The sequence below is a fragment of the Pseudomonas sp. GL-RE-26 genome, from assembly GCF_019956275.1.
GTDB classification, from domain to species: domain Bacteria; phylum Pseudomonadota; class Gammaproteobacteria; order Pseudomonadales; family Pseudomonadaceae; genus Aquipseudomonas; species Aquipseudomonas grandcourensis.
This window is the reverse complement of the sequence record NZ_JAHBDI010000005.1, coordinates 33558-59201: the sequence shown is the minus strand read 5'-3', so window position 1 is coordinate 59201 and position 25644 is coordinate 33558. Positions and strand designations below refer to the sequence as shown.

Genomic DNA, 25644 nt, shown 5'->3' with positions numbered 1-25644 from the left:
TTTCGTGGAGTTTGCCTAATGAATGCTTATGCGCTGGTCCTCAACCGCTGTCTGCTGCAAACGAAGTTCGCGGGGTTGTCGCTGCTTGCCTTCCTGACTGCCTGCACCGTTGGCCCCGACTATCAAGCACCGGCGGCGAGTGCGTCGCAGCACTATGACCCACAGGCCGAGCAGCGTCTGGCCCAGGGTGGCAACCCCCGCATCGACCTCGGCAACAAGGTCAATGGCGATTGGTGGTCGGCCTTTGGTTCGCCGAAACTCGACCGCGTGGTGCGGCGTGCCATCGACGGCAACCTGGATCTGGTGGCCGCTGATGCGACGATCCGGCAAGCCGCTTCTTCTGTTGCGGCGGCGCAGGGTGTCCTGTATCCGCAGGTCGATTTCGCTGCGGTGGCCGGTCGTCAACGGCTGCACAACGCCAGGGAACCCGCCATCGCCAATTTCTACGCGATAGGACCGCGGGTGGGGTTCGACCTTGATGTGTTCGGCGGCAACAAGCGGCTGGTTGAACAACAGCAGGCGTTTACCGACCTGCAAAGGCACCGCTACGAAGCGGCGTACCTGACCCTGACCGGCAACGTCGCCAGCCAGGCCTTGCTGGTGGCCTCCGCCAACGCGCAGATACAGGCCGTGGAAAAGCTGCTGGCCGATGACGCGAAAAACCTTGAACTGGTGCGCATGGCCCATCTCAACGGCTCCACCACGCAGATCGATGTATCACTGGCCGAGACCCGTCTCGCCCAGGACCGCACCTTGTTGCCACCCCTCGCTCAACAGCGCGATGCGGCACGCCACGCACTGTCGATCCTGACGGGGAAGGGGCCGGCGGACTGGGTCGCTCCCGACTTCGACTTGAGCGAGTTTGCACTGCCGTCGAACATGCCGGTGACCCTGCCTTCGGAGATGGCCCACGACCGGCCGGATGTGCTGCAAGCCGAGGCGCAACTGCACATGGCCAGCGCGGCGGTGGGCGTGGCGACGGCGAACCTCTATCCCCACGTCACGCTGTCGGCGTCCCTGGCGCAGGCGGCTTCCGGCAATGGCGGCGCGGCACTCTGGGGTTTCGCTGCGGGGTTGGCCGGGCCGATCTTCGATGGGGGCACGCTCAAGGCTGAACAACAGGCTGCCGTCGACGGTTACAAGGCGACGCTCGCCGGTTATCAGCAAACGGTCATCACCTCGTTCGGGCAGGTCGCCGACACCTTGCAGGCGATCAACCATGACGCCGAGGAACACCAGGCCCAAACCGATGCCTTGCGCGCGGCCGAATCCAGTTTGCAGTTGAACCAGCAAGCCTTTGCGCAAGGCGAGAACAGCATCCTCCAGGTCCTGGAAGCGGAGCGTGCCTACGAGCAGGCGCTGCTGGGACAGATCCGCGTGAATACCGCGCAGTACCTCGACACCGTGCAGCTGTTCATTGCGTTGGGCGGCAACGCCGTCGGTGCCTTCGAGCAACGCGTGGCGTCGGGCGACGGGCAGAAACCTTCGTATCAATAACGGCTGCGGCCTGGAGTAATCACATGACTTATGAAGCCTTTCACGACGGACTGCGCGATACCGGATTCCTGCTCAACCATGGGGCGGTCGAGATGCCGGCGGTTGGGTTCGGTACGTTGTTCCGCGATCTCGCCACCACGACTGAAGCGGTGAAGGAGGCGCTGGCCGCCGGTTTCCGCCACTTCGATTGCGCCGAGCGTTATCGCAACGAAGCGCAGGTGGGCGTTGCATTGAAGGAAGTGCAGGAGGCCGGCAAAGTCCGGCGCGAGGAGCTGTTCATCACCACCAAACTGTGGAACACCAACCACCGTCCCGAGCGCGTCGAGCCCGCGTTCGAAGCCAGTTGCCAGCGCCTGCAAGTGGACTACATCGACTGCTACCTGATCCACACGCCGTTTGCCTTTCAACCCGGCGACAACCAGGACCCGCGGGACGAGCAAGGCAATGTCATCTACGACGACGGCGTGACGCTGATCGAGACGTGGCGGGCGCTTGAGCGGCTGGTGGATGAGGGACGGACGAGGTCCATCGGTGTGTCCGATATCACGTTGGAGGCGCTGAAGGCGCTGGTCGCCGTCGCCCGGATAAAACCTGCGGTGGTGCAGGTCGAGGCCCACCCTTATTTGCCGGAGTGGGAGTTGCTTGAGTTCTGCAAGGAGCACGGGATTATCGTGCTGGCGTTTGCGCCACTGGGGCATGGCATGGAACCGAATGTGCTGCAGGACCCGGTGATTACCGGCATCGCCCGGCACGTGCAGAAAACCCCGGCCCAGGTCGCGCTGGCCTGGTCGGTACAACGTGGGGTGGCGTTCTTGACCACCTCGGCAACGCCGAGCCATATCCGGGAAAACATCGATATCTCGACCTTGCCGCTCAGGGCCATGGTGGAGATTCAACAAGACATCACAACCCGTATACGCTTCAACTCGGTGGTTGAAACCGGTGTCCCCGGATTCATCCCGCGCAAGCAGTAGTTGCTGACGCCAGGGCGGTCCGTCACGGGGCCGTCCTGTTTGCCGATCCCTTGAGGTGAAACGATGGATGTTTTCCAGACTATGCGCTGTTTCACGGCGGTCGCCCAAAGTGGCAGCTTCACCGCGGCGGCCGCGGCGTTGGACACCACCACGACCAACGTTTCTAAAGCCGTTTCCAGCCTGGAGGCCCGGCTGCAAACGCGGCTGATCAACCGCACCACCCGGCGCCTGGCTCTGACCGAAGCCGGCGTGCGCTATTTGCAGCGCTGCGAGCGGATCCTGCAGGACATGCGCGAGGCCGACGAAGAGGCGGGCACCGCTCAGGTCATGCCCGCAGGCCGGCTGAAAATTCACGCCATGTCGGCCATCGGCAACCATTACGTGATCGGCGCCATTGCCCGCTACCGAGAAACCTATCCTTCGGTTCTGTTTGACCTGACCGTGACCAATCGCCTGCCGGATTTGCTCGAGGAAGGCTATGACATGTCGATTGTGCTGGCACGGGATCTGCCCGATTCCGGATTCGTCGCCCAGCGGCTGGGTATCACCTACAGCATTCTCTGCGCCTCGCCGGCCTACCTGAGCAAGCGCGGGACTCCCGAGTCGCCGAGTGATCTTGGCGGCCATGATTGCCTGCGAATCGTCAACACGGTCATGCCGGTCGAGAACTGGGTATTCGAAGGTCCCCAGGGGATAGAAACGTTCAGCACACCGGCGTCGCCCTTTCACGTCAACACGGCTGACGCCATGACATTCGCGATCAAGAACGGGATGGGGATCGGCATTCAACCGATTGCTTCGGCCGTTGAAGGCCTGAAGGCGGGGACCTTGGTGCGGGTATTGCCGGGGTATCGGCTTGAAGAACTGAACCTGTTTGCGATCTACCCGTCACGCAAGTTCGTGGATGCAAAAATAAAAACCTGGGTGGAATTCCTGAAGCATTCCATTCCGGGGTTGCTGGCGTCTGATGAAAAAATTGTCGGTGCATCTGTGTAGCGATGTGGCTGGCGCTGTACGCATGGAGTGTCGACCCTCCATCGTCCGTACAGTGCTCAACCGTTCGAGCATCCGCTGCCCATGACCTGATATTCGATGGTGCGGCGTTGTCCCTGGGAATCTTCGTAGGTCATGCGCGCCGGGACGGGGCCGCATTCATTGGCTATTTCTGATACATCGATGACGCGTTTGATATCCAGCCTGGTGCCATATGTGTAGGTTTCAACGGGTGTTTGGCCGGTGGCGGCAGTCGAGTGGCTGTCTTCTGCAAAGGCCTGGGTGCCGGCGGTGCCAAGCGCAAGCAAGAGTGCGATTTTCAGCAGTTTCATGATCTTCACCTCGTGGTCAGAGCGTTATCCCTTGAACGATTTCTCCCGAGTGAGTGGATAGCGCCTGTTTGGCTTTACTCACTTGGGTAGAACCGATGGTAGGCGTTTGGCGGGGGCGCAAATATCGGTCGGCGGGATAAACACTGTTGCCGGATTGCTAATGAATCAACATTGCCAGTTATGTCAGGGAGGGAAAGGCGACGGTTATCAAGCGTCACTTAAGTTCAGCCATCCCATTGCAGTCGGCACCCTTGGTGAGCTCAGGGCGATGAGATCGGCCGTCGACGATAACTGGGACAATTGATGTTCATGGTGTCCAGCGATTGCAATAATCAATCGCCATCGGTTTTCTCGCGCACCGAATTTACCCAGAAGTTTATCGAGAGAGACGAAGTCAATGACCTTACCTGGTGAAACCAGCCTTCAGGTAAAAAGAGCAAATCGCCAGGTTTCAGATGCACTGCAAGAAAGTTCACCTGTTTTGCAGCCGGAAACTCCTCAAAATTCGGATTTGATGGGTCGAAGTCGCAACCTTCCAGACCGCCGTGAGGCGAAGTCGACCAACTACCCAATGCAATGCGGTGGTGAGGCGCAGCCAGCAACATAGACTTTTCTCCCCAGACTTGAGCGAAAAGGTTGTCTGAGTCATCCCGATGAAGGGGAGTCAATGTACCCTTCGGACCCAGCCAGAGTCGTGGTGGAATGTACAAGGACCTTTTGAAGTAGTCCGGGAACCTGATGAGTGGAAGCAGTTGTTTCGGAACCAGATTATTACCCATGTAAGCTGGCGGCTCGGCGAAAACCTGGCAGGTAGCGTCGTCCATGGTGGCAACAAAATCCAATATCGCGGTAGTCCGAAAATCGCGCTCCGACGAGAAGGCTTTTTGGGCATACTCGCCGTGACGGGTGATGCCCTGCAAGTTGGCAAACTGCTCAAGGGCGGTATCTCTGGGCATGCTGAACAACGGCCAATCGTCAAGGGCCTGGGTGAACACCAGCGGGATGCCTCTGGCCCGGTATCGAACGTTGAACTCGTTCATTGAAACCTGGTTTTTTGGCCGACGATCAATACTGCCATTCAGGTTCACGCTCGCCGAAAGCTGTTCACTAAAGCGTGGTAGTGCTGGATAACGTCGATTCATCTCGACCTCCATTTTGGCGGCAGCAGGATGCAGGCTGTCGCTGACAAGTGAAGGGAGTAGCGTGGCCAGGCCGATGTTTCCGGTTATTTTCAATTGACGTTGAGCGAAGAGCTCTTCGATGTTGGCAAGGCCTTGTACGATAGTGAGAAAAACGGACTCCTTGAGTTCAATTGTCACATCTGCCGTAGGATGCACTCCCAGCTGTGGGAGGTTGGAAGTTGGCACGCATACCCAATAACGTTTCTGATCCGAAAAAACGAACTGAAACGTGCCTGCGACACCAACAGAGTTGGCACTGGCGAACAACGCAGATAGTGCGGATTGAACATGCATAGTTTAGCTCCTTGCTTTTAGGTGTGGTGACGAGATTTGAATTAGTCTGCAAATGCAGTTCGATGCGCGGCAGCACCCTCGTTAATTTCAGACGAGCGTGCCAGCGCACCATCAAATGAGATCAGTCGATCGGTTGTAGCCTTCCAATCTGCAAGGCGATGATAGGCGTTGATAAACCAACTCAAGTTTTCACAAAGGTTTCCAAAGGCCGAATTGATCTGCATGACGTCACCGAACATGATGCTGCCCGCAAAAAAACGAGGGACAGCCAACAAGCTGCTGAATACCAGCGAAAGTTGACTGTAACTTTCGGTGAATAACGACAACCGCATTTTTACTCGAATGGTACGGCGCATATTGGCCAGGCTGATATCAAGTTTTTCGCTGATACTCTCTTTCTCGCAGTTACGCCTGGTGTCGGTAGAGTGCACCTTGGAACCCTCGCGAAAGCGGATGAGAAAGTACCGAAGATCGGCCTCTGATCGCTGTTGGTTGTTACTCAGGGAGACCAACTTAAAGCCGATTTTCTGGCTGATGTACGTACCCAACAACGCATAAAGGATAGCAGCCCAGAACATATAAGCTGGGACGGTAATTCCCCAGAGCGACGCGTCGCCCGAGATGCCGATCAGTACCACGCTGAAGGATACGATGCTGGCCAAGGTGTAAATTAGGCCGCAGGCTAGGTCTATGGTTTCGAAGGTGAATTTGTTGATATCCTCGGCGATGCGTTGGTCTGGGTTGTCGACACACTGTTCAATCTGGTCGGGCCTGGTCGAGTTGACTATCCAGGCGGAGATGTAATGGTTTGTCAACCACCTTCGCCATTTGAGCGCAAATACATCCACCAAGTAGGTAATCAGTACTGATCGCACCACCGAAAACGAGACGATAGCGAGGAACACTACCACTAAGCTGTAAAATTTATGGGCATCAAATTCTTGAATTGCATTGTAGAAATGTTTGTACCATTCGTTGATAGCCAAGGCGGTCACGACGGCAAGCAGCGAGAGAACTACCAAGGCAATAAGCGCGCACCAGGCAAAAACTTTATCCTCGCTTTTCCAATATAATGAAAGCACCGTGTATGTGTTTTTTAGGAACGAGTTTTTGCTGAGGACAATATTGTCCTTTCTTGTGAGGTTGCAGTCCATTGGAGTACCTTGGTAGTGTATGATATTTGTATGTTTTTTTCTGTGGTGTGCTGTTGTTTGTTGTTTTGTAGCGCTCGATTAGAGCGCCCAGAAGCCTAGGCGCCCAAGGCTTGCTGCAAGTTTGAGACGGGCTAATTGCCAGCTGTTCAACGTATTAATATGTTGTTGTTCTGCCGTTGCATAGGCGGTTAATGCGTTCAGAAGCTCAATCATGTTACCGACTCCTGAACGATAGCGCCCTTGCACAACTTGCAGTGCCTGATTTGACTGCTCTACCCACTCAGCAGTTTTTTCCAATGAGCGCGTTTCGATGTTCAAGTTTTGGTAATTGGCCCATAGTTCCATCGAAATACGCTGTTCAACCTCCGAAAGTTCTGCCTTGCTGGTCTCAAATTTTGCTTGAGCTCCCCGTACCTGATAGGTGCGCTCGAAACCTTCGAACAAGGGAATGTTTAATTGCAATCCAACGCTATTTTCACGTAGGTGACTATCGCCATTGAGCGCGATTGATTGGTTTGTCTGTACATCGGAGATGCTAGCGATAAACGACAGGGTAGGGCGGCCAGAGGCTTTGCTTTCGTCGATAGCAGCTTTTGCTGCATCCAGTTTGGCCTTTGCGGCAATAAGTGAGGGATGATCCTGGCGTGCCTGTTCAATTAACTCATCAATGGTTTTGACGAAATGGGTATCCGGACGTCGATTCAGGTTCCCCGCCAACTCCAGAGGTGTTTGTGGAGGTAAGCCCATACGCATCGCGATTAGGCCTTTTGCGCTACGCAACGCGCCTTTGCCGCGAACTTCGTTCAGGCTCGCCTGGGAGTAGGCCGTTTGCGCCTGCAGGCGGTCGGAGAGCGCTGCGGCCCCCGCTTCATATTTGGCGCTTGCGGCTTTCAGGTTTTCGGCTGCCAATTTTGCCACTTGGGTGGCGGCAACCTGGCTACGTTGTGCTGCGAGGGTGTCATAGTACAGCTGGGCTGCCAGCACGAAAGCCTCCTGCAACTGACTATCCTGATTGGCGTTTGCTGCAACTAACAGTTGGCGTGCATTAAGCAGGGCCGATTCGCGGCGACCAAAGTCAAACAGCACCCAACTCAAGGTCAGGCGATTGTCGAGTTGACGCTGATGACCATGACTGGAGTACTCTCCACGCTGTTCATACGCAGTGTCGTTGCGTCCACTGGTAATGCCAGAGCTACCATTGAGCCTTGGAAGATACGCCGATTGCTTAACACCGACCAAGGCTGCCTGGGCCTTTGCACTGGCCCAGGCCTGTCGTGTCTGTGGGTCGTTACAAAGCACCCGCTCTATCATTTCCTCCAGTGTCAGCAACGCCGCTACAGGACCGACTTCACACGACCAGGTCGAGTTGTTGATGTCCTTGATCGCAGTGCGGGAGACATCACGCTCGGTCGCAAATACATCCATTGCCATGGCCGATTGCGACCAGGCGCAAAGGCCTGCCAGAAGGGAATAGGCGAAAGCTGTTTTCATCACAGTGTGACAGCGCCAGTAGTTTGGAACATGGTGGACGAGGTTGGCTGGTCCAGGACAATCCGGCCAGCTTCCAGTATCACCACTCGATCTGCCGAGGCGATCGTCTCCGAACGATGGGCGACAATGATGCGCGTCACCTCAAGTGCACGAACAGCGTCATTTACCTGCTGCTCGCATTTCACATCCAGATGACTGGTTGCCTCATCAAGAATCAGAATGTCTGGTTTCTTGTAGAGCGCTCTGGCTAGCAGCACACGCTGTTTCTGCCCCCCGGACAAAACCGTTCCCATGTCACCAACCAGGGTGTTGTAGCCCATTGGCATGGACAGAATGTCAGCATGAATTGATGACTTGCGTGCACATTCCATGACCCAGTCCAGATCAGGGCTCGGCTCGAAGAATGCGATGTTGTCTGCCAGTGAGCCGGCAAACAGACAATCATCCTGCATCACCGTGCCGATCTTGCTGCGAAAGTTCTCCACCCCGAGGTGGTGCAGTTCATTGCTGGCGATTCGTATCTGGCCATGAGTGGGCTTGCAAATACCCAGCAGCAGGTTGATCAGCGTACTCTTTCCGCTGCCGGAAGCACCGGTGATTGCCACCGACTCCCCCTGCGCAATGTGCAAATTAACGCCATCCAGCACGAATGGCTCCTGATCGGAATAGCGGTACTTCACCCCTGTGAAATCAATATCTACCTGGCACGAAGACCAAGTCGCGGAATTCTGCGTGCCGCGGTTGTCCTCTGGTGGATGCAGGACGATGTCAGCCAGGCGTTCACCTTGTAAACGCAGCATGTGCAGTTCAAATAAATGATCGATCAGGCTGGCCACGCGGCTTACAAATTGGGATTTGTAAGCAATAAACGCCATCAGTACACCGACACTGAATTGGTTGTTCATCACCATGGACGCACCAAGTCCAAGCGCTAGTAGATTCTCCAGTCCGAATATCAAGCCGTTGAACTGGGTGTAGATCAGTTGCAGCTTCTGGGTTCGTAACCCTGCGTTGATCTGTTCTACGAGTAATCCAAGCCAGGTGGAGCGTCGCTCGCTCTGGCGTTGGAACAGCTTTATTGTGCGCATGCCGCGCACGGTTTCCAGAAAGTGGCTTTCCTGCCGGGCAGCATGAATGATTTGTTCCTCGTTTGCTCGACACAAAGGGCGGTACCAAGCCCAGCGAACCAATGTGTACGAAGTCATGGCAATTACCGCGATGACTGCGAGCAACGGGCTGTAGGTAATCATGAGGACGAGTGTCGCGATGGTCATCAGACCATCCAGAAGCGCAGAAAAGAAGGCGGCTGTCAGTGTCCCCTGTATCTCGCCGATAGCACCGAACCGCGAGACGATATCGCCCAGGTGGCGCTTTTCAAAGTACTGGATCGGCAGCCGGAGCAGGTGACTGTAAACGTTCGCCCGCCATTGCACGCTCAGCAGGGTACTCATGTGCATCATCACCCAAGCCCGTGTAGCACTCACCAGTTGCTGCATCAAAAGTAACAGCCCAAAGCCGATGATCAACGTCGTCAGCAAGTCACGGTCTTGAGTGACCAGTACGTTGTCGAGCGTCCACTGCAGCAAGAACGGACTGACAAGCGAGAACACTTCCAGGGCCAGAGCTAGTAGCAGAACCTGCGAAAGGGCGCGATAAAGACCGCTCACCCGTCCCAGCATGCTCATCAATTTGATCTGTGGCTTGGCTTCCTGCTTTTCAAAGTCACTGTCAGGCCACACCTCAAGAGCGACACCGGTAAACGACTTGCTAGCCTCGGCCAGGCTCAACTGGCGGATACCATGGGCCGGGTCATGCAAGGTAAGGCACTGGCCGTCCACGACCTTAAGAACGACGAAATGGTTGAAGTTCCAATGTAATACACAAGGCAACGTGAGCTTGCTCAGGTCCTCCAGTTCAACCCTCATCGCCCGAGTGCCGAATTTCAGTTGATCGGCTGTCTGTGTCAGTTGTTTGAGCGTAACCCCCTTGAGTGACACGCCGAACTGGCGGCGCAGTTCCATCAGCGTCGTGTGATGACCATGGTAGCCCGCAATCATCGCCAAACAGGCCAGACCACATTCTGTCGCTTCTGTTTGTAGAATCAGGGGCAGCCGTCGGCCGATGCGTAGCGTGATCGCGTCGAGATAGTTCATGCATTCGTTCCTAGAGTTTGCCCGTCAGGCTGTAGAGCGGCTCAAGTACCCACTCATAGAGGTGGCGGGTTTCCTGCAGGATGTCTGCCTCAACCAACATGCCGGCTTGTAGCGGTCTCGGTTTGCCGTAGGCCAGTACTGACTGCGCCTCGATATCAACGCGAATGCGGTAGAACTGTTCGCCGTCCAGGCCCAGCCCCGGCACAGTTCCGGTTACGCTCGCCAATTCGGTCGCCGAGAGGGTAGTTTTGGAGATAGATGTCACATTGCCGCGGTGTTGGCCGAATTTCTGATACGGATAAGCATGGTAACGGACCATTACAGGGTCGCCTGTATGGATGAAACCGATGGCTTTGCTCGGTGCATATAGCTCTACTTGTAGGCGGGAATCTGCAGGCACTATGCTCATTAATGGTTGTGAGCTATCCACGGTTTGACCCGGCTCAACAAGAATGGAAGTTGCCATGCCGTCTTGGGGGGCCGACAGGATCAGCGTGCGCTTGGCTTCGCTCTCGATAAACTCCTGCCGGATGCTGGACAATGACCGCCGGATACTGGCCAGCTGATTTTCGTGCAGTGCCGAGAGTCCTGAAAAATCATGCCGACGCTCGACCAGCTGCTGTGTCAATGCTGTAGCTTCGCGAGTCAACCTCTGAAGGGTTTGGCGTTGGCCCAAAAGTTCAGCCTGGCGTTGCTGAAGCTGATCCATGGATATGTAACCTTTATCCATCAGTCCTTGATATCGACCGGCTGCATTAGTTGCCAGATCTACAAGCTTTTCCTGGCTGGCCCTTTGCTGTGCGAGTGTCAGCAGTTCCTGTCGCAAACTTTGCAGTTTGCTTTGCAGACTTTGACGCTCCTCGAATTGAAGTTGTGTTTGTTTCTTCAACTCTTCGTTTAAGGATCGGCGTTGTTGCGCGAGCTGATCGCTTACTTCTGCCTGTACCGGCCCGAAATCTCCTGCGAAGCGCTCACTGGATAGGCGAAACAATCGAGCGCCTTGCTTGACTAACTGCCCTTCATCGACAAAACGTTCGAGCACCAAGCCATATTGTGGCGAGTGTATTTTCAGCTGTCCGGAGATGGGCACTAGCTGACCTGCCACAGTGCTGCGTTTGGTATAGCTGCCGCAGAGAAAGAAAGTTACAACCATTGCGCCAAACAATGTGGCTATCAGCGTAAGTACCGTGAAGGAAACGGGTCTGACAAGCACGATTTCACCGAGCCAGTTAGCTTGTTGTGAGGCTAGCGCTTCAAGTCGAAACAGCGGAGTCTTTGATGTCACACATTCATCCTTAACTTTTTGTTTAGTATTAAACTGGTCACGCCGTTTCCTCTCGGTTTGACAAACCTTCAATTGAATAAGCATTGGTTCCGCAAATGGTTACAAATTCACGGTAAATTTTTAGTTTTTCCTTTCGTCTCGTTCGTAGCTATTTAGCATCAAAGCAACTACAGGGGCGGTGTGCCTGTTTTTGAATCTTGAAATTACAAGACTCGATCTGTACGAATTTGCACGGAGTAATAAATGAAAATAACAAAAAGAGAACGTGATGTGATGCGCTTGTTGGTCAATGGTCTGACTAATAAACAAATCGGTCAGCTGCTGGGGATCAGCAACTACACTGTCAGGGATCACATTTCTTCAGCGTTTAAAAAACTTAATGTAACAAGTCGTGTTGAGCTCGCGGTAATAGCCGCAGAGATGAAAGATGAAAAATAGTTTTTGCTCTCGGAAATTTGCTGTTTTTACTTTTGCACGGCGGTGCATCTGTAGTCATCCCTACAGATGCAGGGTGGTATTTTGGTCGCTGGCAGGGGTAACGTAATTAGTAGATGTGGTTGGCGTCGTCTTGTTTTGGCATCAAATGTGATAATGCGCAGGACAATGCAGGTTTTAGTTGGAAAATCCTGTTCGATCATCGTGGTATGAAATGGAAGTGTTCAAGTATGATTGAGGGGAAGCGATTATCTGATCTACAAGAAGTTTTTGTTAGTTTTGAAGCTGAAAAGCTTGATGGGTGTGTTATCGCTTATCTCAACGAAGATTTGGCGGGTAAGGAGAATGCTGCAGCTATTCTTAACGCTTACAGCTACGCTATAAGTGTTGGGCCAAAGCCCGGTAAGGGGCAGTCTTCGGTAAAAAAATTCATGGCCGAACGCTATGGCGGAGATGGCATCCTCACTAATGGAGGCGGAGGGCGTTGCGGTTTCGATGGTATTTGGCAACTAAAGGGGATTGGTCCCAATCAATTGGTAGGCAAAGAGGTCGACGCTGCGCATGGCGATGGTAATCTTTGTTTGGATACGGCAATTTATGAGTCAATTTGGTCAGAAATTATAAATGCAGTACTCCCCTTTGGCGCCATTCGAACAATCGCCATTCTGGACACTGGGCGCACATATGAAGAACGGGGAATTGAAACTCCCCGCGGACTATTGGTTCGCCAGTCCGTCGTGCGCCCAGCTCATTTTATTAGGGCTACTTTCTTTGAGGAAAAGCAAGTTAACGGGCTATGTAAAGATGCACAGCGAGTTAAAGCTTCAATAGCGAAATTGGTCGACTTTCTTCCTGGGGAAGGTGCTATGTCAAAGGCTAGCAGTGTGAGTGAACGCTTGGAATCTGGATTTCTCGAGCTAGCCGCGAGATTTGCCGAGCAGTTTGCTGCTGCCAAGGCGAAGCACATTATTCATTACAACGTGAGCGCGTCGAATCTCTCACTCGATGGGGCTTGGCTAGACTTAAGTGGCACCCGCATATTCAGCAATCTCATTGAGGGTTATCGAACTGACATTGATAGGTTCAATACTGAGCATTTTCCTGCAGTCGAAAGCTTGAAAAGCTTGTCTTATTACTTAGGTAAATACTCCGTTATTACCGTTGAGGAGTCGGCTTGTATTTTAGATAAAACAGTAAATCACTTTGCGCAAAAATACGGCAAACAGTTGAGCTTGTATCAGGTAGCGCAGGCAGGATTTCCTCTATGGATACTGCGAGCGCTAGTAGACAGCAAGGAGCTTGAAAATTTTTCTAGTAGCCTTCGTAAGTTTTTTGAGCTTGAAAATTTTACAGTACATGAAATTAGCCTAGCGGGAGGCTGGAGCGGTTATGAACGACGGACTGCGCGGTTGTTCAATGAGTTGCTGTCAAGCAGGATAAGTGCTTCGATCGCAAGCTTTCCATGGTTGAGGGTGGACGCTGCTGCGATCAGTCAATTGCAATCAAGTTATAATAAATTACTCGACCTGGTCTCCAAAATAGCCGGTGAACAACACATAAATTTGCAAAGCGTTTATCGTTGTATGTTAATAAATATGATTCGCCTTAATCGTAGCCATAGTCTGTTGCACGATATTGACTCACGAATTGAGCGCATAAGAACCAGTGTGGAAACAGATAAAAAAGGAGCCTATCAAATGCTTTCAGAAGAGGCTGTGCATACTGCGCAGCTTCACCTCGGCAACGAACAGAAGCGATGTGTTCCGTTCTGGTTGAGTAGTACGCTATCAATCTGGTTTGATCCAGTCTCCGGTATGTTTACATTGCAAGCGGCAGATACATGCTCATTATCGATCGATGCCCTTGTTGATCTCAGAGAACATCACAAGGATGTAAATATGGCACTTGGTTTTTATCGTGGTGCCTGGAAGATATTAAATGAAAAAACTATCTGATGTTTTACAAATTTAGAAGCATAGCGGCTTCGCTGCTATGTTTTTAGTAATGAAGTATTTTGGTTTTAGTTTTCTCGATTGGGTAAAGGTGTGTTTATGATTTGTTTATTTATTTATATTACTCTTCTCTATGCAGGTAATTAACGTTTTCTGTGAATATAGCTGCAGGTTGAATTGTGCAGGCTATTTTTGTCATGTTATTTGGGCGCGCGGCGTGATTGGATGTAGAAGGTTAGGGTCGTATTTTCCGTGTGGCGTTGGAGTTAATTGATGAAAAAATTTTCTGAGCTTTATACCAGTTGTCGATATGATCACTCGCCGAACAGGGCAAAGCTCATCGGCTTTGCTTGTCTAATTATTTTAATGTGCAGGCACTACTCACTTTTTCAGATAATGACTTTGCGGTTCTGGATAGCCCCGGCAATAGATCACAAGCAGATTTTGTTTTTTTTCGATAACTTCGATATGCCTGTTGGCTATGTGACATGGGCACACTTAGCTCCAGACAGCGAACTGCGTCTATTGCAAGACCCTGACTTCTTGCTTCACACGTCGGAATGGAATGAAGGAGGTAAGACATGGATTGTTGACTTTTGCTTCCCTGTAGGCGGTACAGCTATTGCTATTAAACACCTAAAAAAACATTTCCGAGAACTTGGGATCAACAAAGTATTTTGGGGGCGTCGAAACAGAGACCACTCAGTCCGAAGAGTTGGAAGCTACTCCATTGTTATGGAGGAGTAAGACGCGAATGCTTTCCGGACGAAATGGGGGGTATAGTTGTTTGCCGGCACTGATTGAGCTGTACCACTCTAAGGCAAGCGTTTAGTTTGCGACTAACCCTCCCTGACACCATGTGCGTATTCATCTGCTGCAAACTAGTTGGTGTTGAACGATCCAGCGCAGATTTTTCCTCGGGGCTTGATGTTAAAAGTAATAAAGAGACTTCGGCTGCTGTTAAAATTCGTCAGGCGTTTGAGTTTTAAATTCGAGCCGGTATCATTGCTGTTAGCCGGCTCAGGATATTTTTCGCAGAGAGTTATGCGTCGTGTCTTATATAGAGTGCTCAGCTATATGCATCTCACTCTATTATTTTTGTAAGCTTTAGTAACTTGTTGTGTGGTCCCGTAAATGTAGTAGTTTCATTCTTGGATGTGTGAGTGATAAGTTCAGATTTACAGAGGTAGAAAATGCTAAACATTCTTTTTTTGGGGTAATAAACTCCGTCTTTTTTTTCTGAATAACCGATGGCGAGCATTGCGTTCTTCAATGTATTTTGATTTATATTGGTATGGGTTTTTAATTCAGAAAGCGCTTCGTCGTGATACATTAGTTTAATGGCTATGATTAAATAACCTATAGTTCCGCCTATCACGCTGCTACCCAAGTATACTTCCGTTAGGCCTGTTTTTTCCAAAAAAATAAAAACTAAACCTATCAGTAAGTAAGCCAATATAGATTTTTCAATTAATGAAAATAATTTGAGGTGGTCTTCTGATAATTGGTCTCTTAGCTTAAATCTTTTCAAGGTGTCCCTGTTCATGAGTTCAATCTCACTGCCATACGCTATTATAATGTTAAATCTACTGGGCGTACTTGCACTGAGCTAAGGTACGTCCAGTAGAGTCCCGAGTTATTTAACTGGGAGGACTAGATGGTGTCTGAGGGAAAAAAGGAGATCCCTGAAAGCCACCTGGAAAGGTACCTGGTTTCCAAGCGTTAGCAGCATCTCTTCCAGCATTATAAATTCCTTCTCCTGCCATGCCCCCCAACCCACTCCCAATTGCCGCGCCCGCGAGTGGCTGCCCAAATCGACTCCCTATAGCAGCACCTGCCGCAGCACCCAACGTACCTCCTACGTTAGATGCAAAAGTGCTACCATTGTTGGCGCCTGAAACTTGAGATATTTCAATGTTGGATAATTTTCTCATGACTAAGTATTCCTTTTTTAGGAGTTGGTGATCGTCAGCGTTCTATTTGTGTAGTATTCAACCTCCATTTGTTAATAAGATTTCGACTATTCATGCCAATAGGTACTGAAATCGGAGTACGCTTGAAACGCACAATTCCTCTAGTTTCGCTATGATGGTAAATCTGTAATTACCGCATTGCCACTGCATTGCAATAGATTCATTGTCTTGTTGTATATTAGAAATGAGTTTTATGGTTGATGAAAGCCTAGAAAAACCATCAACTCTTGAGCGGAGTAAATTACGAAGGAGATGAAAGTTGGTATGACGAATATGTGTAAGTCTTCGCTTCGAATGTTCCCGTCAAATTTTGCATTTATAAGTAATACGCAACCCTTTGTTGCGAGTCCCAAAAGTAAAGCCATTGCAAGAGAAATAGTTATTAACACGGCATCACCTGCGTCCAAGAAAGTCGGTGCACTTGTAAGTGACGATTATAAAAAATGCATTTTCCTCTATTGCTAAGTAAAACAGAACCGACATTAACAATAATTACCACTAGCTAGTCGAACCAGTCCGCGTTTCCTGTTACGACGCCAGTGCCGAAAACCGGCAGCTGACTCGCCCAAAGCCTGGCTTACATCAAAAGGCCCTGATACTCCTATTCGATCGATCGTCAGCACCCATAGGGTTTGTAATGTTGGCATACTTGGCTCCGGATATAGAGGAACGTTTCTAACCGATCCGAGACTTCCATTGTAAGTCCATGTAGAAAGCGAGCAGGCTGATATTGCGTTAATAAGCCATAAATGCCGATGGCAGGACAATATGAAGTCAAAGATATATTTATATTGCCATGAAGGAGGCCAAGTACCATCCTGCAGATGTAGGGGGCGGTGAATAGTTATCCGAAGTTAATGTGAGTCCGTCTATAAAGGTCAGGCGCTGTACGAAAGAATTTTAAAGTACGTAGATCGTTTGTTAAGTCAGCTTCGTCCTATACGTCAAGTAACTTTTCTTTTTCTCATGAGGGATATTTCCTACAGGATGCTTTCCCAATTTAACCTTCCAGACTGTAAATTGCGCGAACTCCACACCCCCTATTATTGAATCTGTATTTGACCGTAGCCTGAAAAACTAAAGTTTGTTGTTTTTCAAATTATCAGATGCAAAAAAACGCTCGCATGTACCTCAGAAAACCATGCCGGTAGTAGTTTTTGGTTATGACACCTCGGTTGCGCTCAGTGACTCGGCCACCTCCCTGAACAGCTGCATGCCCTGTCGAAACTAATTTGACTTAAAAGTCAGTATCTTGAAAGATGCCGCCCGACCAGACGGTTTCCAGGCTTTCGCTGTATGCGAAAATATATAGCGCTAGCTGCCCGCCAGAGCCCAGGCAAACCCGGTCCATGGACACCAAAAAAACAAGAGACCTGCACTGGGGTAAACACAATGAAGTTGCAACCCCTGGCCCTGGCCATCACCCTGGGTGGTTTGACCCACCAGGCCATCGCCGCCGGTTTTATCGATGACAGCAAGGCCTCGCTGAACCTGCGCAATTTCTATTTCAACTCTGACAACCGCGAAAGCCAGGGCAACGTGGGCAATGCCGCTTACACCAGCCAGGCCAAGGAATGGGGGCAGGGGCTGCAACTCAACGTGATCTCCGGATTCACCCAGGGCACCGTCGGCTTTGGCCTGGACGCTATCGCCATGACGGGGCTGAAACTGGACAGCGGCGGTCGTGCCGGCAAGGCCGGTATCGACCGCACGCCCGGGGCGCTGTTTCCTACGGACAGCGACGGCCATGCGGTCGATGAATATTCGAAGGGTGGCGTGACCGGCAAAGTGCGCATTTCCAAGACCGAAGCACGCCTGGGCACCCTGCAGCCCAAGCTGCCGGTGATCAACTTCAACGACGGTCGCCTGCTGCCGCAAACTTTCGAAGGCGGGCAGATCACCTCAAGCGAAGTCGACGGCCTGACCCTCACCGCCGGCCAACTGCAAAGCACCAAGACCCGCAGTTCCACCGACGATATCGACCTGCGTATCGCCGGTGCGACACGTCCCGCCCGCACACCGGCCAGCACGCCGCTGGCAGACTCGGACACCTTCGTCTTCGCCGGCGGCGACTACAAAATCACCAAGGACCTGACCGCCCAGTACTACTACGGCAGTCTCGAAGATTTCTATAAACAGCACTTCCTCGGCCTGATCCACACTATGGCCATCGGCCCCGGCGCGCTGAAGACCGACCTGCGCTATTTCAACAGCAGCGCCGATGGCAAGACGGCAACGCGGCCGGACGTGCGCAGGGCTACAAAAGCAGCGGTTTCTGGAGGGCGGGCGACACAAAGCCTTCTCCCCCCAGCCAAATCAGGAACTCTGCCGATCAATATCGCGGCGCAGAACGACAGCGGTGGTAATGTCTTCAACGGATTCGTGACTGGCTACTGCATCTCTGACTCGATTCAGGTCATCAATGGTTCGCGATTCGACCTCAATGACCAGATCGAGCTGGCCACTGACCGAGGAGACTCGTCGTACCTGTGAGTTTTGGGCAAGCAGGTCCAGCAAGCTGATGGCTGGTGTGCGTTTCAGGCATACAAGAAGGATTGCGCGAATCACGTTGGCATCGATTTCGCCGATATCAGCTCGGTAGCCTCTGATCACACCATTGCGTTCAAGGTTGATGACTCGCTCGCTGGTAGCACTTCTTGAAAGCCCGATTCTCGCTGCCAGGGCCTTCAGGGCAATTCGAGCCTCTTTGGAAAGAATTTCGAGTATTTCGCGATCTTTCGTGTCCAGGTCGCGCATCAGAACTCCCTAATTTTGCTGCCGAAATTGTGCCGGTCGATTCCGGCAATATGCAGGCGCAAGCCGACCGTATACCTACTGCCGTCCCGGGCGTTGCGTGCCAAGCTATCTGAAAAAAATGGCTTGGAAAACAATTACCATGACAAATCTTTCCCATCCTGCCCCCCAGTTCTCGACCGGGGATGCCGAAAAACTGAGTGAGCAGCTTTTCAACGTTATTGGTACAGCCACGCCTCTGGATGGCGAGCGCGACCGCAACTACCGGTTGAATACCGGAACCGATGCGGGATGGATTCTGAAGGTCGTCAATTCGACCGAGCCGCGCGTTGAAAGCGAGTTTCAGACGGCCATTCTCAGTCATCTCGCCACTCACAACCCCGAGCTTACCGTGCCTTTTCTCAAGAAAAGCCTTGCCGGTGAATACCTCGCCACTGCGGTAGCGCCCTCGGGTGAAACCCATGCGGTCCGTCTGGTGAGCTGGTTGCACGGTACGCCGCTTGCCGAGGTCGAGCGTACGTTCGAATTGATGCGCAGCCTTGGCCAATCGTTCGGTCAGATAGATCGTGCACTGCAAGGCTTCATTCATCCGGGCGCGGTGCGTGATCTTGACTGGGATTTGCGTCACGCCGCACGTTCGCGCTCACGCCTGCACTTCGTCACAGATCCTGGCAGAAGGGCCATCCTGGAACGCTTCATTGAAAACTTCGAACAAAGCGTCCAACCGAAGCTTTCGCGTCTGCGTGCGCAAGTCATTCACAATGACGGCAATGACTGGAACATCCTCGTCGATTCCCACAATCATCAGAACGTCTCGGGCGTCATCGATTTTGGCGATGCGGTCCATACGATCCTGATTGCCGAAGTAGCCATTACCTGCGCCTATTCCATTCTCGACATGGAAGACCCGATCGGCGCCGCCGCCGCCCTCACTGCCGGTTTCCATGACAAGTACCCTCTGCAGCCGGAGGAGCTTGACGTCCTCTTCAATCTCATTGCGATGCGCCTGGTCACCAGCGTCACCTTGTCGGCATCGCGATGCGACCGCACGCAAGACAATCCCTACCTTGGCATCAGCGAAGCGCCGGCCTGGCGCCTGCTGGAAAGGATGGATCGCATGAATCCCCGACTGGCGACGGCGATCCTGCGCAAGGCCTGTGGTTTTGACGCGATCGAAGGCGCGGGTGCGGTGCGCCGCTGGGTGGCTGCGAACAGCAAGTCCTTCGCCGATATCGTGCGTCCATCGGCTGCGACCATGAACAAGGCCATTGCCCCGTTCGGCGACGCTTCGCATGTGATGACCATTGCTTCAGCCGAGCAGCGTCCAGCGCAGGCAACGAAGTGGTGGAGTGATTTTTCTGCCGAGCACAAGGTGCCGCTCGGCATCGGGCCATGGGGCGAGGAACGGACCATCTACACCGACACGGCGTTTGAGTCGCGATTCATCGAAGGGCAGCGTCGGATCATTCACGTCGGTGTCGACTTGATCATGCCCGCCGGGACGCCGCTCTATACGCCGGTTGCCGGTGTGGTGCAGAGCGTCGAGGTCGAGCATGAGCCGCTGGGTTATGGCGGCTTGATCATGCTCAAGCACTCGCCTGAGGGTTGCCCGCCATTCCTCACGCTGTGGGGGCACATGGCGCATGAAGCCCTGGCGCGGCTCAAGCCCGGTGACCGCCTGGAGGCTGGCGCGCTGGTGGGATACATGGGGGCGGATACGGAAAATGGCGGGTGGATCCCCCATGTGCATTTTCAGATGTCCACCGACACCGGGCTGAAAGCGGGCGAGTTCATCGGCGTGGGTGAGCGGGCTTATCTTGAGGTATGGGCGGACCTGTTCCCCGATGCATCGACGCTCGCGGGGATTCCTGCGGAAACCTACAGCCAGGATGGACGCACCAAGGCCGAGCTTGTGGCCAAGCGCAAGGAGCTGTTGCTGCCAAACCTGTCGATCTCTTATTCGGACCCGATCAAGTTCGTTCGCGGTGACGGGGTCTGGTTGATCGACAACTTTGGCCGGGCGTATCTGGACTGCTTCAATAACGTGTGCCATCTCGGCCACTCTCATCCGGATGTGGTGCAAGCACTTTCCCGACAGGCCTCACGCCTGAACACCAACACGCGCTACCTGCACGACAATATCGTCGAGTATGCAGAGCGGCTCACCGCCACTTTGCCTGAAGGTCTGGCGGTCGCTTCCTTCGGTTGTTCGGGCAGTGAAGCCAACAGCCTGATGCTGCGCATGGCGCGCAATCACACCGGGCGTAACGATGCGATCGTGCTGGATTGGGCTTACCACGGCACGACACAGGAACTGATCGACCTGAGCCCCTACAAATACAAGCGTAAAGCCGGTAAAGGGCGCGCAGACCATGTGTTCGAGGCGGCGGTCCCGGATGCCTACCGGGGCATGGATCACTGGGCGTTCGAGGAACTTGGCAAGCGTTACGCCGAGAGCGTGGCGGATCAGATTGAGCTCATGCGCAAGCAGGGCAGGGCGCCGGCGTTCTTCCTGGCGGAGTCCATTCCCAGTGTCGCCGGGCAACTGTTCTTCCCGGAAAACTACTTGAAAGAAGTCTACGCGATGGTGCGTGCCGAGGGCGGTCTTTGCCTGGCTGACGAAGTCCAGGTCGGCTTTGGTCGTGTAGGCAGCCACTGGTGGGCTTTTGAAACCCAGGGTGTGGTTCCCGATGCAGTGTCCATGGGCAAACCTATTGGCAATGGCCATCCCATGTCGGCAGTGGTGACCACGCGAGAAATTGCAGACAGCTTCAACAATGGCATGGAGTACTTCAATACCTTCGCCGGTAGTCCGGTTTCATGTGCTGTAGGGCTCTCGGTACTCGATGTGATCGAGCGCGATAACTTGAAACTCAACGCACTGACCATTGGCAACTATTTGCTCGACGGCTTTCGCAAGTTGCAGCAGCGCTACGATGCAATCGGCGATGTGCGCGGGCAGGGTCTGTTTCTCGGGATAGAACTTGTCACGGATCGCAAAACGAAAGTTCCAGCCACGCAGTTGGCCAGGAAAGTAGCCGATGGTGCCAGGGAACGAGGTGTTTTGATCGGTACTGAAGGGCCACATGACAATGTCCTGAAAATGCGCCCATCGATGATATTCAGTCAGGCAAACGCTGACTTTCTGCTTGAGGTCCTGGACGAAAGTTTCAAGGCAGCACTCCGGTAACCAGGTTGGACGATGTGACTGCCCGACATAGTGTCGGCCAACTCCGGCAATGTGTCAGGCAGGCTGACACCTTGCCGGGTGCTTTCCAGAAGTGCCTATGCAAGACTTTTCATGAAGGCCGGCTGAATAACCCCAAGAAAATAAAAAACAATTCTTCCAAGGTGCCATCCAATGCTAACCAAAAAGCTCAAGGGTTTGATTGTCGCTACTACCGTGGCGGCAGCGGCGCTACTTTCCACCTCGGCTGTTCACGCTGATGATTTGAAGTCGATTCAGGATTCCCAAGAAATCCGCATCGCGATGAGCGGTCAATACTCTCCCTTCAGCTTTGCCAACGAGCAGAACCAGATTGTTGGATTCGACGCTTCCATCAGCGAGGCATTAGCTGAGCGGATGGGGGTAAAAGTGAAGATCATTACCACGCCATTCGACGGGATAATTGCAGGTCTACTCGCGAAAAAGTATGACGCCATTATCGCTTCCATGACCATTACCCCGGAACGGCAGAAGGCAGTGGATTTCGTGGGGCCCTATTACCATGCCGGCCGCACGATCGTAGTGAAGGACGATTCTTCGATCAAAAGCCTTGATGATCTTAAGGAGGTGATTGTCGGCGTGACCCTCGGCGATGCCCACGATAAATGGGCCAGGGCCCGCGGCAACCTGAAGGTCAGAACCTACAAGGGTCTTCCCGAAATGCTGGTCGATCTTGAGGCCGGACGTATCGACGCGATAGTGATGGACAGTGTTCCGGTGTTGGTCGCAGTCAAGGAAACAGGGCAGAAAGTGCGCATCATTACTCCACCGGATAGCGATGGTGCTCTTGAGGGAATGGGTATTGCGTTGCGCAAGAATAACCCTGAACTCAAGGCGACGATGCAGAAGGCACTTGAAGACATGCTCGCTGATGGCACCTACGAAAAGATCTCGATGAAGTGGATTGGCAACGATATCCGCTAATTCGTATTTAGCGTGGCTCGACTTACCGTCGAGCCAGCCAATCAGACTTTTCCGAGCGTGCTCATGGATCTGACTCTCATACAACGCACATTCCCGTTTTTCCTGGAGGCGGCCTGGATTACGGTGCAGATCTCTGTACTTGCTCTTCTGCTTGGTTTTCTGGTCGCAATCGTGCTGGTGGCTGCCCGGTTGTCCACTGTTCTTACCTTTCGATGCCTTGCAAGACTCTACATAAGCGTTTTTCGCGGCACTCCCTGCCTGGTCCAGCTGTTCATCATTTACTTTGGCGGGCCGCAGATCGGTCTTGAGCTGGAGCCGTTTGCGGCAGGCGTAATCGGCTTGGGCCTGAACATCGCCGCCTACATGGCCGAGTCCATTCGTGGCGCTATCATCAACGTTGACCCTGGCCAGGAAGAAGCAGCACGTTCAATTGGTTTCGGGCGGGGTCAAACCTTATGGTTCATCACGCTGCCACAAGCTGCAAAACTGATGATAAGACCGCTGGGAGTGAACGCTGTTGCTCTTATCAAAGGTTCTGCATTGGTGTCGACGATCTCTGTAGTTGAACTTTCATATACAGCGCAACGCTTTATCAGTTCAACATATAAACCTTTTGAGATTTTCATGGTGTCTGCACTGCTTTACATCGTGATGGTCTACTCGGTCAGATTTATTGTTGACTATCTCGATAATCGCTTCGCGGCAAGGTGAGAGCATTCATATGCAAAGCCTGGATCTTAGTATAGTTACACCTTATTCCGAGCTGCTTGCGACCGGTCTTTGGTGGACGGTCGTGATGTTTGTAAGTTCCAGCGTACTGAGTTTGATGGCCGGGATAGCCATTGCACTCATCGTTCTTTATGCGCCCAAGGTGTTGGCGCTGCCCGTGCGTTTTATTACCTGGTTGCTGATGGGCACTCCACTGCTTCTGCAGTTGTACGTGATTTATTATGGTCTTGTGCAAGTGGGAATCGATATTCCTGCACTGGTGGCTGGCATCATAGGCCTGAGTTTGCACTTTGCCGTCTACAACGCCGACGTTATTCGTGCCGGCGTGGTGTCGGTAGACCCGGGGCAGATTGAAGGTGCCCGTTCCATTGGCCTCAGCCGTGGACAGACCCAGCGTTACATCATCGTACCGCAGGCGCTGCGCAGGACTATTGCGCCGCTGGGAAACAACCTGATTGTCCTGTTGAAGGACACCTCTCTGGTTTCCATAATCGGTATTGCCGAGTTGGTGTACAGCGCGCAACTTGCCGTGAGCGAGACCTATAGCCCGTTTGAGTTTTATCTGACTGTTGCGGTTATTTACTATGCAGCCAATCTTGTTCTGGAAGGCGGCCTGCATCTCCTCGAAAACAAGGTAGAGATGTCACGATGATCAGCAAGCAATTCATGGTTGAGGTGAAAGGCGCTCGCAAGGCTTACGGAGCACTTGAAGTACTCAAGGGCATCGATCTTTCCATCTCTCGCGGACAAATCATCGCCATCATCGGCCCGAGTGGTTCTGGCAAAAGCACGCTCCTGCGCTCAATCAATCACCTGGAAGTGCTCGACGATGGCGAGATCTGGCTAGAGGGCGAGCAAGTCAACCGGCCATTGAAAGGTCGTGCGTTCGAACAGCATATCAATGCCGTGCGTCAGCAGATGGGCATGGTATTCCAGCACTTCAATCTTTTTCCGCACCTGACCGTGTATGAAAACATTGCCCTTGGCCCGGTAAAGCTCAAGGGGCTCAGCAAAAAAGCGTCTCGTGAATTGGCAATGGAATACTTGTCAAAAGTTGGCCTGGCCAGCAAATTCGATGAGTATCCTTCTCGCCTGTCGGGTGGACAGAAACAGCGCGTTGCCATAGCAAGAGCACTGGCGATGCAGCCAAAAGTCATGCTGTTCGATGAGGCTACATCGGCACTGGACCCTGAGCTTGTCGAAGAGGTCAACCAGGTCATGAAACAACTCGCTGCGGAGCACATGACAATGTTGATCGTCACCCATGAAATGCGCTTTGCAGGCGAAGTGGCAGACCGGATTGTCTTTATGGACGGGGGGGTTGTAGTAGAGGAAGGGGCGCCGCAAGAGATCCTGCAAAACCCCGTCCACGAGCGAACCCGGTCATTCTTGAAAAAGCATTTGCACGATAGATAAGGTGCGCCTTCCTGCAAACCTTGCGTGATCTTGCAAAACATAGTCTCCCAGACCCAACCGGCGCTGATGGACAAGCGGGCGGACCTCTTCATCGGCAGTCAGTGATACCGCTGGCGCTCACCGGTACTCATCATGCCGGCGCCACCAGGGCCCCGTTTCATTGCGTCCCTTGGGCGCGCGGTCGAGCCATTGGTACATGCCCCACAATCCGTCCAGGCCCCGTGCGTAGGTGGAGTAGGTGTGATAGATCTCGCCGTCCTCCAACACGAACGTGCTCAACCCTGGCCGGTCGCGGGTATAGGTCGGCGCATCGGTGCCACAGGTGGCGGCGAACTGTTTCACCGGTTCCGGTATTTCACTGGCGTCCATGGCATGGCCGCCGCGCTGATAGTTGTACTCGACCAAGCCTTCGCGCTGCTGCGCTTCGGTGAAGTAGACATTGAAGTCGGCGGTGAAGTCGCTGTCGGCGGCCGAGGCCCAAGGGAAGGTCCAGCCCATTCGGCGCTTGTAGGCCTGCAGTTTCGCCAACGGCGCGCGGGATATGGCCATCAGGGTTACGTCGTGGTTCGCCAGGTGGACGACGACGGGGTCGAAGCCATCGGCGATGGCAGAGCAGGACGGGCAGCCGGCGGTGTAGTCGGGGCCGAACATGAAGTGGTAGACCAGCAGTTGTGAGCGCCCTTGAAAGAGTTCGGCCAGGGTGGCGCTGCCGTTGTCGGTATCGAAGCGGTACGTCTTGTCGAGGCGAACCCAAGGCAATGCCTGGCGTTGCCTGGCCACTTCATCGCTGCGTCGGGTCAGGGCCTTTTCCGCTTCGAGCAGTTGCAGGCGTGCCGCCAGCCATTGGTCCCGGGACGCGGTTTTGTGGGTGTTCATCGTTC

General features: G+C 53.1%; 20 protein-coding genes and 1 pseudogene. 12 read left to right on the top strand and 9 right to left on the bottom strand.

Annotated features, from left to right (window positions below):
• Positions 1-18 precede the first annotated feature (18 nt).
• The 3 genes from KGB07_RS03745 (at position 19) to KGB07_RS03735 (ending at position 3467) form a co-directional block, all read left to right on the top strand.
• Positions 19-1497: an efflux transporter outer membrane subunit gene (locus tag KGB07_RS03745; RefSeq protein ID WP_046042447.1), complete on the top strand. Its 1479-nt coding sequence runs from the start codon at positions 19-21 to the stop codon at positions 1495-1497.
• Between the two features lie 23 nt (positions 1498-1520).
• The gene (locus tag KGB07_RS03740) at positions 1521-2471 is read left to right on the top strand and encodes an aldo/keto reductase (RefSeq protein WP_223464599.1); all 951 of its coding nucleotides are present in this window, start codon (positions 1521-1523) and stop codon (positions 2469-2471) included.
• A gap of 63 nt (positions 2472-2534) precedes the next feature.
• On the top strand, positions 2535-3467 hold the full coding sequence (locus KGB07_RS03735; RefSeq protein ID WP_223464596.1) for a LysR family transcriptional regulator: 933 nt from the start codon (positions 2535-2537) through the stop codon (positions 3465-3467).
• Between the two features lie 56 nt (positions 3468-3523).
• On the opposite strand, the gene KGB07_RS03730 is transcribed toward KGB07_RS03735, so the two are convergent.
• The 6 genes from KGB07_RS03730 to KGB07_RS03705 form a co-directional block, all read right to left on the bottom strand.
• Positions 3524-3796 carry a DUF2790 domain-containing protein gene (locus tag KGB07_RS03730; RefSeq protein ID WP_223464595.1) on the bottom strand — a complete coding sequence of 91 codons (273 nt, stop codon included), beginning with the start codon at positions 3794-3796 and terminating at the stop codon, positions 3524-3526.
• Between the two features lie 332 nt (positions 3797-4128).
• A complete protein-coding gene (locus KGB07_RS03725; protein WP_223464594.1) occupies positions 4129-5271 on the bottom strand; it encodes a cupin-like domain-containing protein in 1143 nt (380 codons plus the stop codon).
• 41 nt (positions 5272-5312) lie between these two features.
• Positions 5313-6425, bottom strand: a complete 1113-nt coding sequence (locus KGB07_RS03720; RefSeq protein WP_223464593.1) for an SbmA/BacA-like family transporter — start codon at positions 6423-6425, stop codon at positions 5313-5315.
• Between the two features lie 78 nt (positions 6426-6503).
• Entirely contained in the window at positions 6504-7916 is a 1413-nt protein-coding gene (locus KGB07_RS03715) for a TolC family protein (protein ID WP_411741524.1), read from the bottom strand.
• Positions 7916-10069 (bottom strand): peptidase domain-containing ABC transporter, encoded by a 2154-nt coding sequence (locus KGB07_RS03710; RefSeq protein ID WP_223464592.1) that lies wholly within the window; start codon positions 10067-10069, stop codon positions 7916-7918. The genes KGB07_RS03715 and KGB07_RS03710 overlap by 1 nt, the downstream gene beginning before the upstream one ends.
• Positions 10070-10079: 10 nt before the next feature.
• The gene (locus tag KGB07_RS03705) at positions 10080-11336 is read right to left on the bottom strand and encodes an HlyD family secretion protein (protein WP_223464683.1); all 1257 of its coding nucleotides are present in this window, start codon (positions 11334-11336) and stop codon (positions 10080-10082) included.
• A 261-nt stretch (positions 11337-11597) separates the two neighbouring features.
• On the opposite strand from KGB07_RS03705, the gene KGB07_RS03700 reads away from it, so the two are divergent.
• The 3 genes from KGB07_RS03700 (at position 11598) to KGB07_RS03690 (ending at position 14488) form a co-directional block, all read left to right on the top strand.
• Positions 11598-11792 carry a response regulator transcription factor gene (locus tag KGB07_RS03700; protein WP_223464591.1) on the top strand — a complete coding sequence of 65 codons (195 nt, stop codon included), beginning with the start codon at positions 11598-11600 and terminating at the stop codon, positions 11790-11792.
• Positions 11793-11905: 113 nt separating this feature from the next.
• On the top strand, positions 11906-13744 hold the full coding sequence (locus KGB07_RS03695) for a hypothetical protein (RefSeq protein ID WP_223464590.1): 1839 nt from the start codon (positions 11906-11908) through the stop codon (positions 13742-13744).
• A 270-nt stretch (positions 13745-14014) separates the two neighbouring features.
• Positions 14015-14488: a toxin-activating lysine-acyltransferase gene (locus KGB07_RS03690; RefSeq protein WP_223464589.1), complete on the top strand. Its 474-nt coding sequence runs from the start codon at positions 14015-14017 to the stop codon at positions 14486-14488.
• 337 nt (positions 14489-14825) lie between these two features.
• Here the strand turns inward: KGB07_RS03690 and KGB07_RS03685 are convergent, their stop codons facing one another.
• Positions 14826-15287: a hypothetical protein gene (locus KGB07_RS03685; protein WP_223464587.1), complete on the bottom strand. Its 462-nt coding sequence runs from the start codon at positions 15285-15287 to the stop codon at positions 14826-14828.
• 1819 nt (positions 15288-17106) lie between these two features.
• On the opposite strand from KGB07_RS03685, the pseudogene KGB07_RS03680 reads away from it, so the two are divergent.
• Positions 17107-18008 (top strand): annotated as a pseudogene (locus tag KGB07_RS03680) (OprD family outer membrane porin); the annotation flags it as partial.
• A 22-nt stretch (positions 18009-18030) separates the two neighbouring features.
• On the opposite strand, the gene KGB07_RS03675 reads toward KGB07_RS03680, so the two are convergent.
• Positions 18031-18471: an Lrp/AsnC family transcriptional regulator gene (locus KGB07_RS03675; protein WP_046042440.1), complete on the bottom strand. Its 441-nt coding sequence runs from the start codon at positions 18469-18471 to the stop codon at positions 18031-18033.
• 139 nt (positions 18472-18610) lie between these two features.
• On the opposite strand from KGB07_RS03675, the gene KGB07_RS03670 reads away from it, so the two are divergent.
• The 5 genes from KGB07_RS03670 to KGB07_RS03650 all read left to right on the top strand — a co-directional run bounded on the left by KGB07_RS03670 (position 18611) and on the right by KGB07_RS03650 (position 24763).
• Complete coding sequence (locus tag KGB07_RS03670; protein ID WP_223464682.1) at positions 18611-21658, top strand: aminotransferase class III-fold pyridoxal phosphate-dependent enzyme; 3048 nt, start codon at positions 18611-18613, stop codon at positions 21656-21658.
• Between the two features lie 171 nt (positions 21659-21829).
• On the top strand, positions 21830-22618 hold the full coding sequence (locus tag KGB07_RS03665) for an ABC transporter substrate-binding protein (RefSeq protein ID WP_223464585.1): 789 nt from the start codon (positions 21830-21832) through the stop codon (positions 22616-22618).
• Positions 22619-22681: 63 nt separating this feature from the next.
• On the top strand, positions 22682-23329 hold the full coding sequence (locus tag KGB07_RS03660; RefSeq protein WP_046042437.1) for an amino acid ABC transporter permease: 648 nt from the start codon (positions 22682-22684) through the stop codon (positions 23327-23329).
• Between the two features lie 10 nt (positions 23330-23339).
• Positions 23340-23999 (top strand): amino acid ABC transporter permease, encoded by a 660-nt coding sequence (locus KGB07_RS03655; RefSeq protein WP_046042436.1) that lies wholly within the window; start codon positions 23340-23342, stop codon positions 23997-23999.
• The gene (locus KGB07_RS03650; RefSeq protein WP_046042435.1) at positions 23996-24763 is read left to right on the top strand and encodes an amino acid ABC transporter ATP-binding protein; all 768 of its coding nucleotides are present in this window, start codon (positions 23996-23998) and stop codon (positions 24761-24763) included. Before KGB07_RS03655 ends, KGB07_RS03650 begins: the two co-directional genes overlap by 4 nt.
• 117 nt (positions 24764-24880) lie before the next feature.
• Here KGB07_RS03650 and KGB07_RS03645 read toward each other — a convergent pair whose 3' ends face one another.
• A complete protein-coding gene (locus KGB07_RS03645) occupies positions 24881-25639 on the bottom strand; it encodes a DUF899 domain-containing protein (protein ID WP_046042434.1) in 759 nt (252 codons plus the stop codon).
• Between the last annotated feature and the right edge of the window lie 5 nt (positions 25640-25644).

What these genes read in the sequence shown, in the direction of transcription:
- KGB07_RS03745 (WP_046042447.1), top strand. Translation starts at nt 19, where the DNA reads ATGAATGCTTATGCGCTGGTCCTCAACCGCTGTCTGCTGCAAACGAAG.
- KGB07_RS03740 (WP_223464599.1), top strand. Translation starts at nt 1,521, where the DNA reads ATGACTTATGAAGCCTTTCACGACGGACTGCGCGATACCGGATTCCTG.
- KGB07_RS03735 (WP_223464596.1), top strand. Translation starts at nt 2,535, where the DNA reads ATGGATGTTTTCCAGACTATGCGCTGTTTCACGGCGGTCGCCCAAAGT.
- KGB07_RS03730 (WP_223464595.1), bottom strand. Translation starts at nt 3,796, where the DNA reads ATGAAACTGCTGAAAATCGCACTCTTGCTTGCGCTTGGCACCGCCGGC.
- KGB07_RS03725 (WP_223464594.1), bottom strand. Translation starts at nt 5,271, where the DNA reads ATGCATGTTCAATCCGCACTATCTGCGTTGTTCGCCAGTGCCAACTCT.
- KGB07_RS03720 (WP_223464593.1), bottom strand. Translation starts at nt 6,425, where the DNA reads ATGGACTGCAACCTCACAAGAAAGGACAATATTGTCCTCAGCAAAAAC.
- KGB07_RS03715 (WP_411741524.1), bottom strand. Translation starts at nt 7,916, where the DNA reads ATGAAAACAGCTTTCGCCTATTCCCTTCTGGCAGGCCTTTGCGCCTGG.
- KGB07_RS03710 (WP_223464592.1), bottom strand. Translation starts at nt 10,069, where the DNA reads ATGAACTATCTCGACGCGATCACGCTACGCATCGGCCGACGGCTGCCC.
- KGB07_RS03700 (WP_223464591.1), top strand. Translation starts at nt 11,598, where the DNA reads ATGAAAATAACAAAAAGAGAACGTGATGTGATGCGCTTGTTGGTCAAT.
- KGB07_RS03695 (WP_223464590.1), top strand. Translation starts at nt 11,906, where the DNA reads ATGTGGTTGGCGTCGTCTTGTTTTGGCATCAAATGTGATAATGCGCAG.
- KGB07_RS03690 (WP_223464589.1), top strand. Translation starts at nt 14,015, where the DNA reads ATGAAAAAATTTTCTGAGCTTTATACCAGTTGTCGATATGATCACTCG.
- KGB07_RS03685 (WP_223464587.1), bottom strand. Translation starts at nt 15,287, where the DNA reads ATGAACAGGGACACCTTGAAAAGATTTAAGCTAAGAGACCAATTATCA.
- KGB07_RS03675 (WP_046042440.1), bottom strand. Translation starts at nt 18,471, where the DNA reads ATGCGCGACCTGGACACGAAAGATCGCGAAATACTCGAAATTCTTTCC.
- KGB07_RS03670 (WP_223464682.1), top strand. Translation starts at nt 18,611, where the DNA reads ATGACAAATCTTTCCCATCCTGCCCCCCAGTTCTCGACCGGGGATGCC.
- KGB07_RS03665 (WP_223464585.1), top strand. Translation starts at nt 21,830, where the DNA reads ATGCTAACCAAAAAGCTCAAGGGTTTGATTGTCGCTACTACCGTGGCG.
- KGB07_RS03660 (WP_046042437.1), top strand. Translation starts at nt 22,682, where the DNA reads ATGGATCTGACTCTCATACAACGCACATTCCCGTTTTTCCTGGAGGCG.
- KGB07_RS03655 (WP_046042436.1), top strand. Translation starts at nt 23,340, where the DNA reads ATGCAAAGCCTGGATCTTAGTATAGTTACACCTTATTCCGAGCTGCTT.
- KGB07_RS03650 (WP_046042435.1), top strand. Translation starts at nt 23,996, where the DNA reads ATGATCAGCAAGCAATTCATGGTTGAGGTGAAAGGCGCTCGCAAGGCT.
- KGB07_RS03645 (WP_046042434.1), bottom strand. Translation starts at nt 25,639, where the DNA reads ATGAACACCCACAAAACCGCGTCCCGGGACCAATGGCTGGCGGCACGC.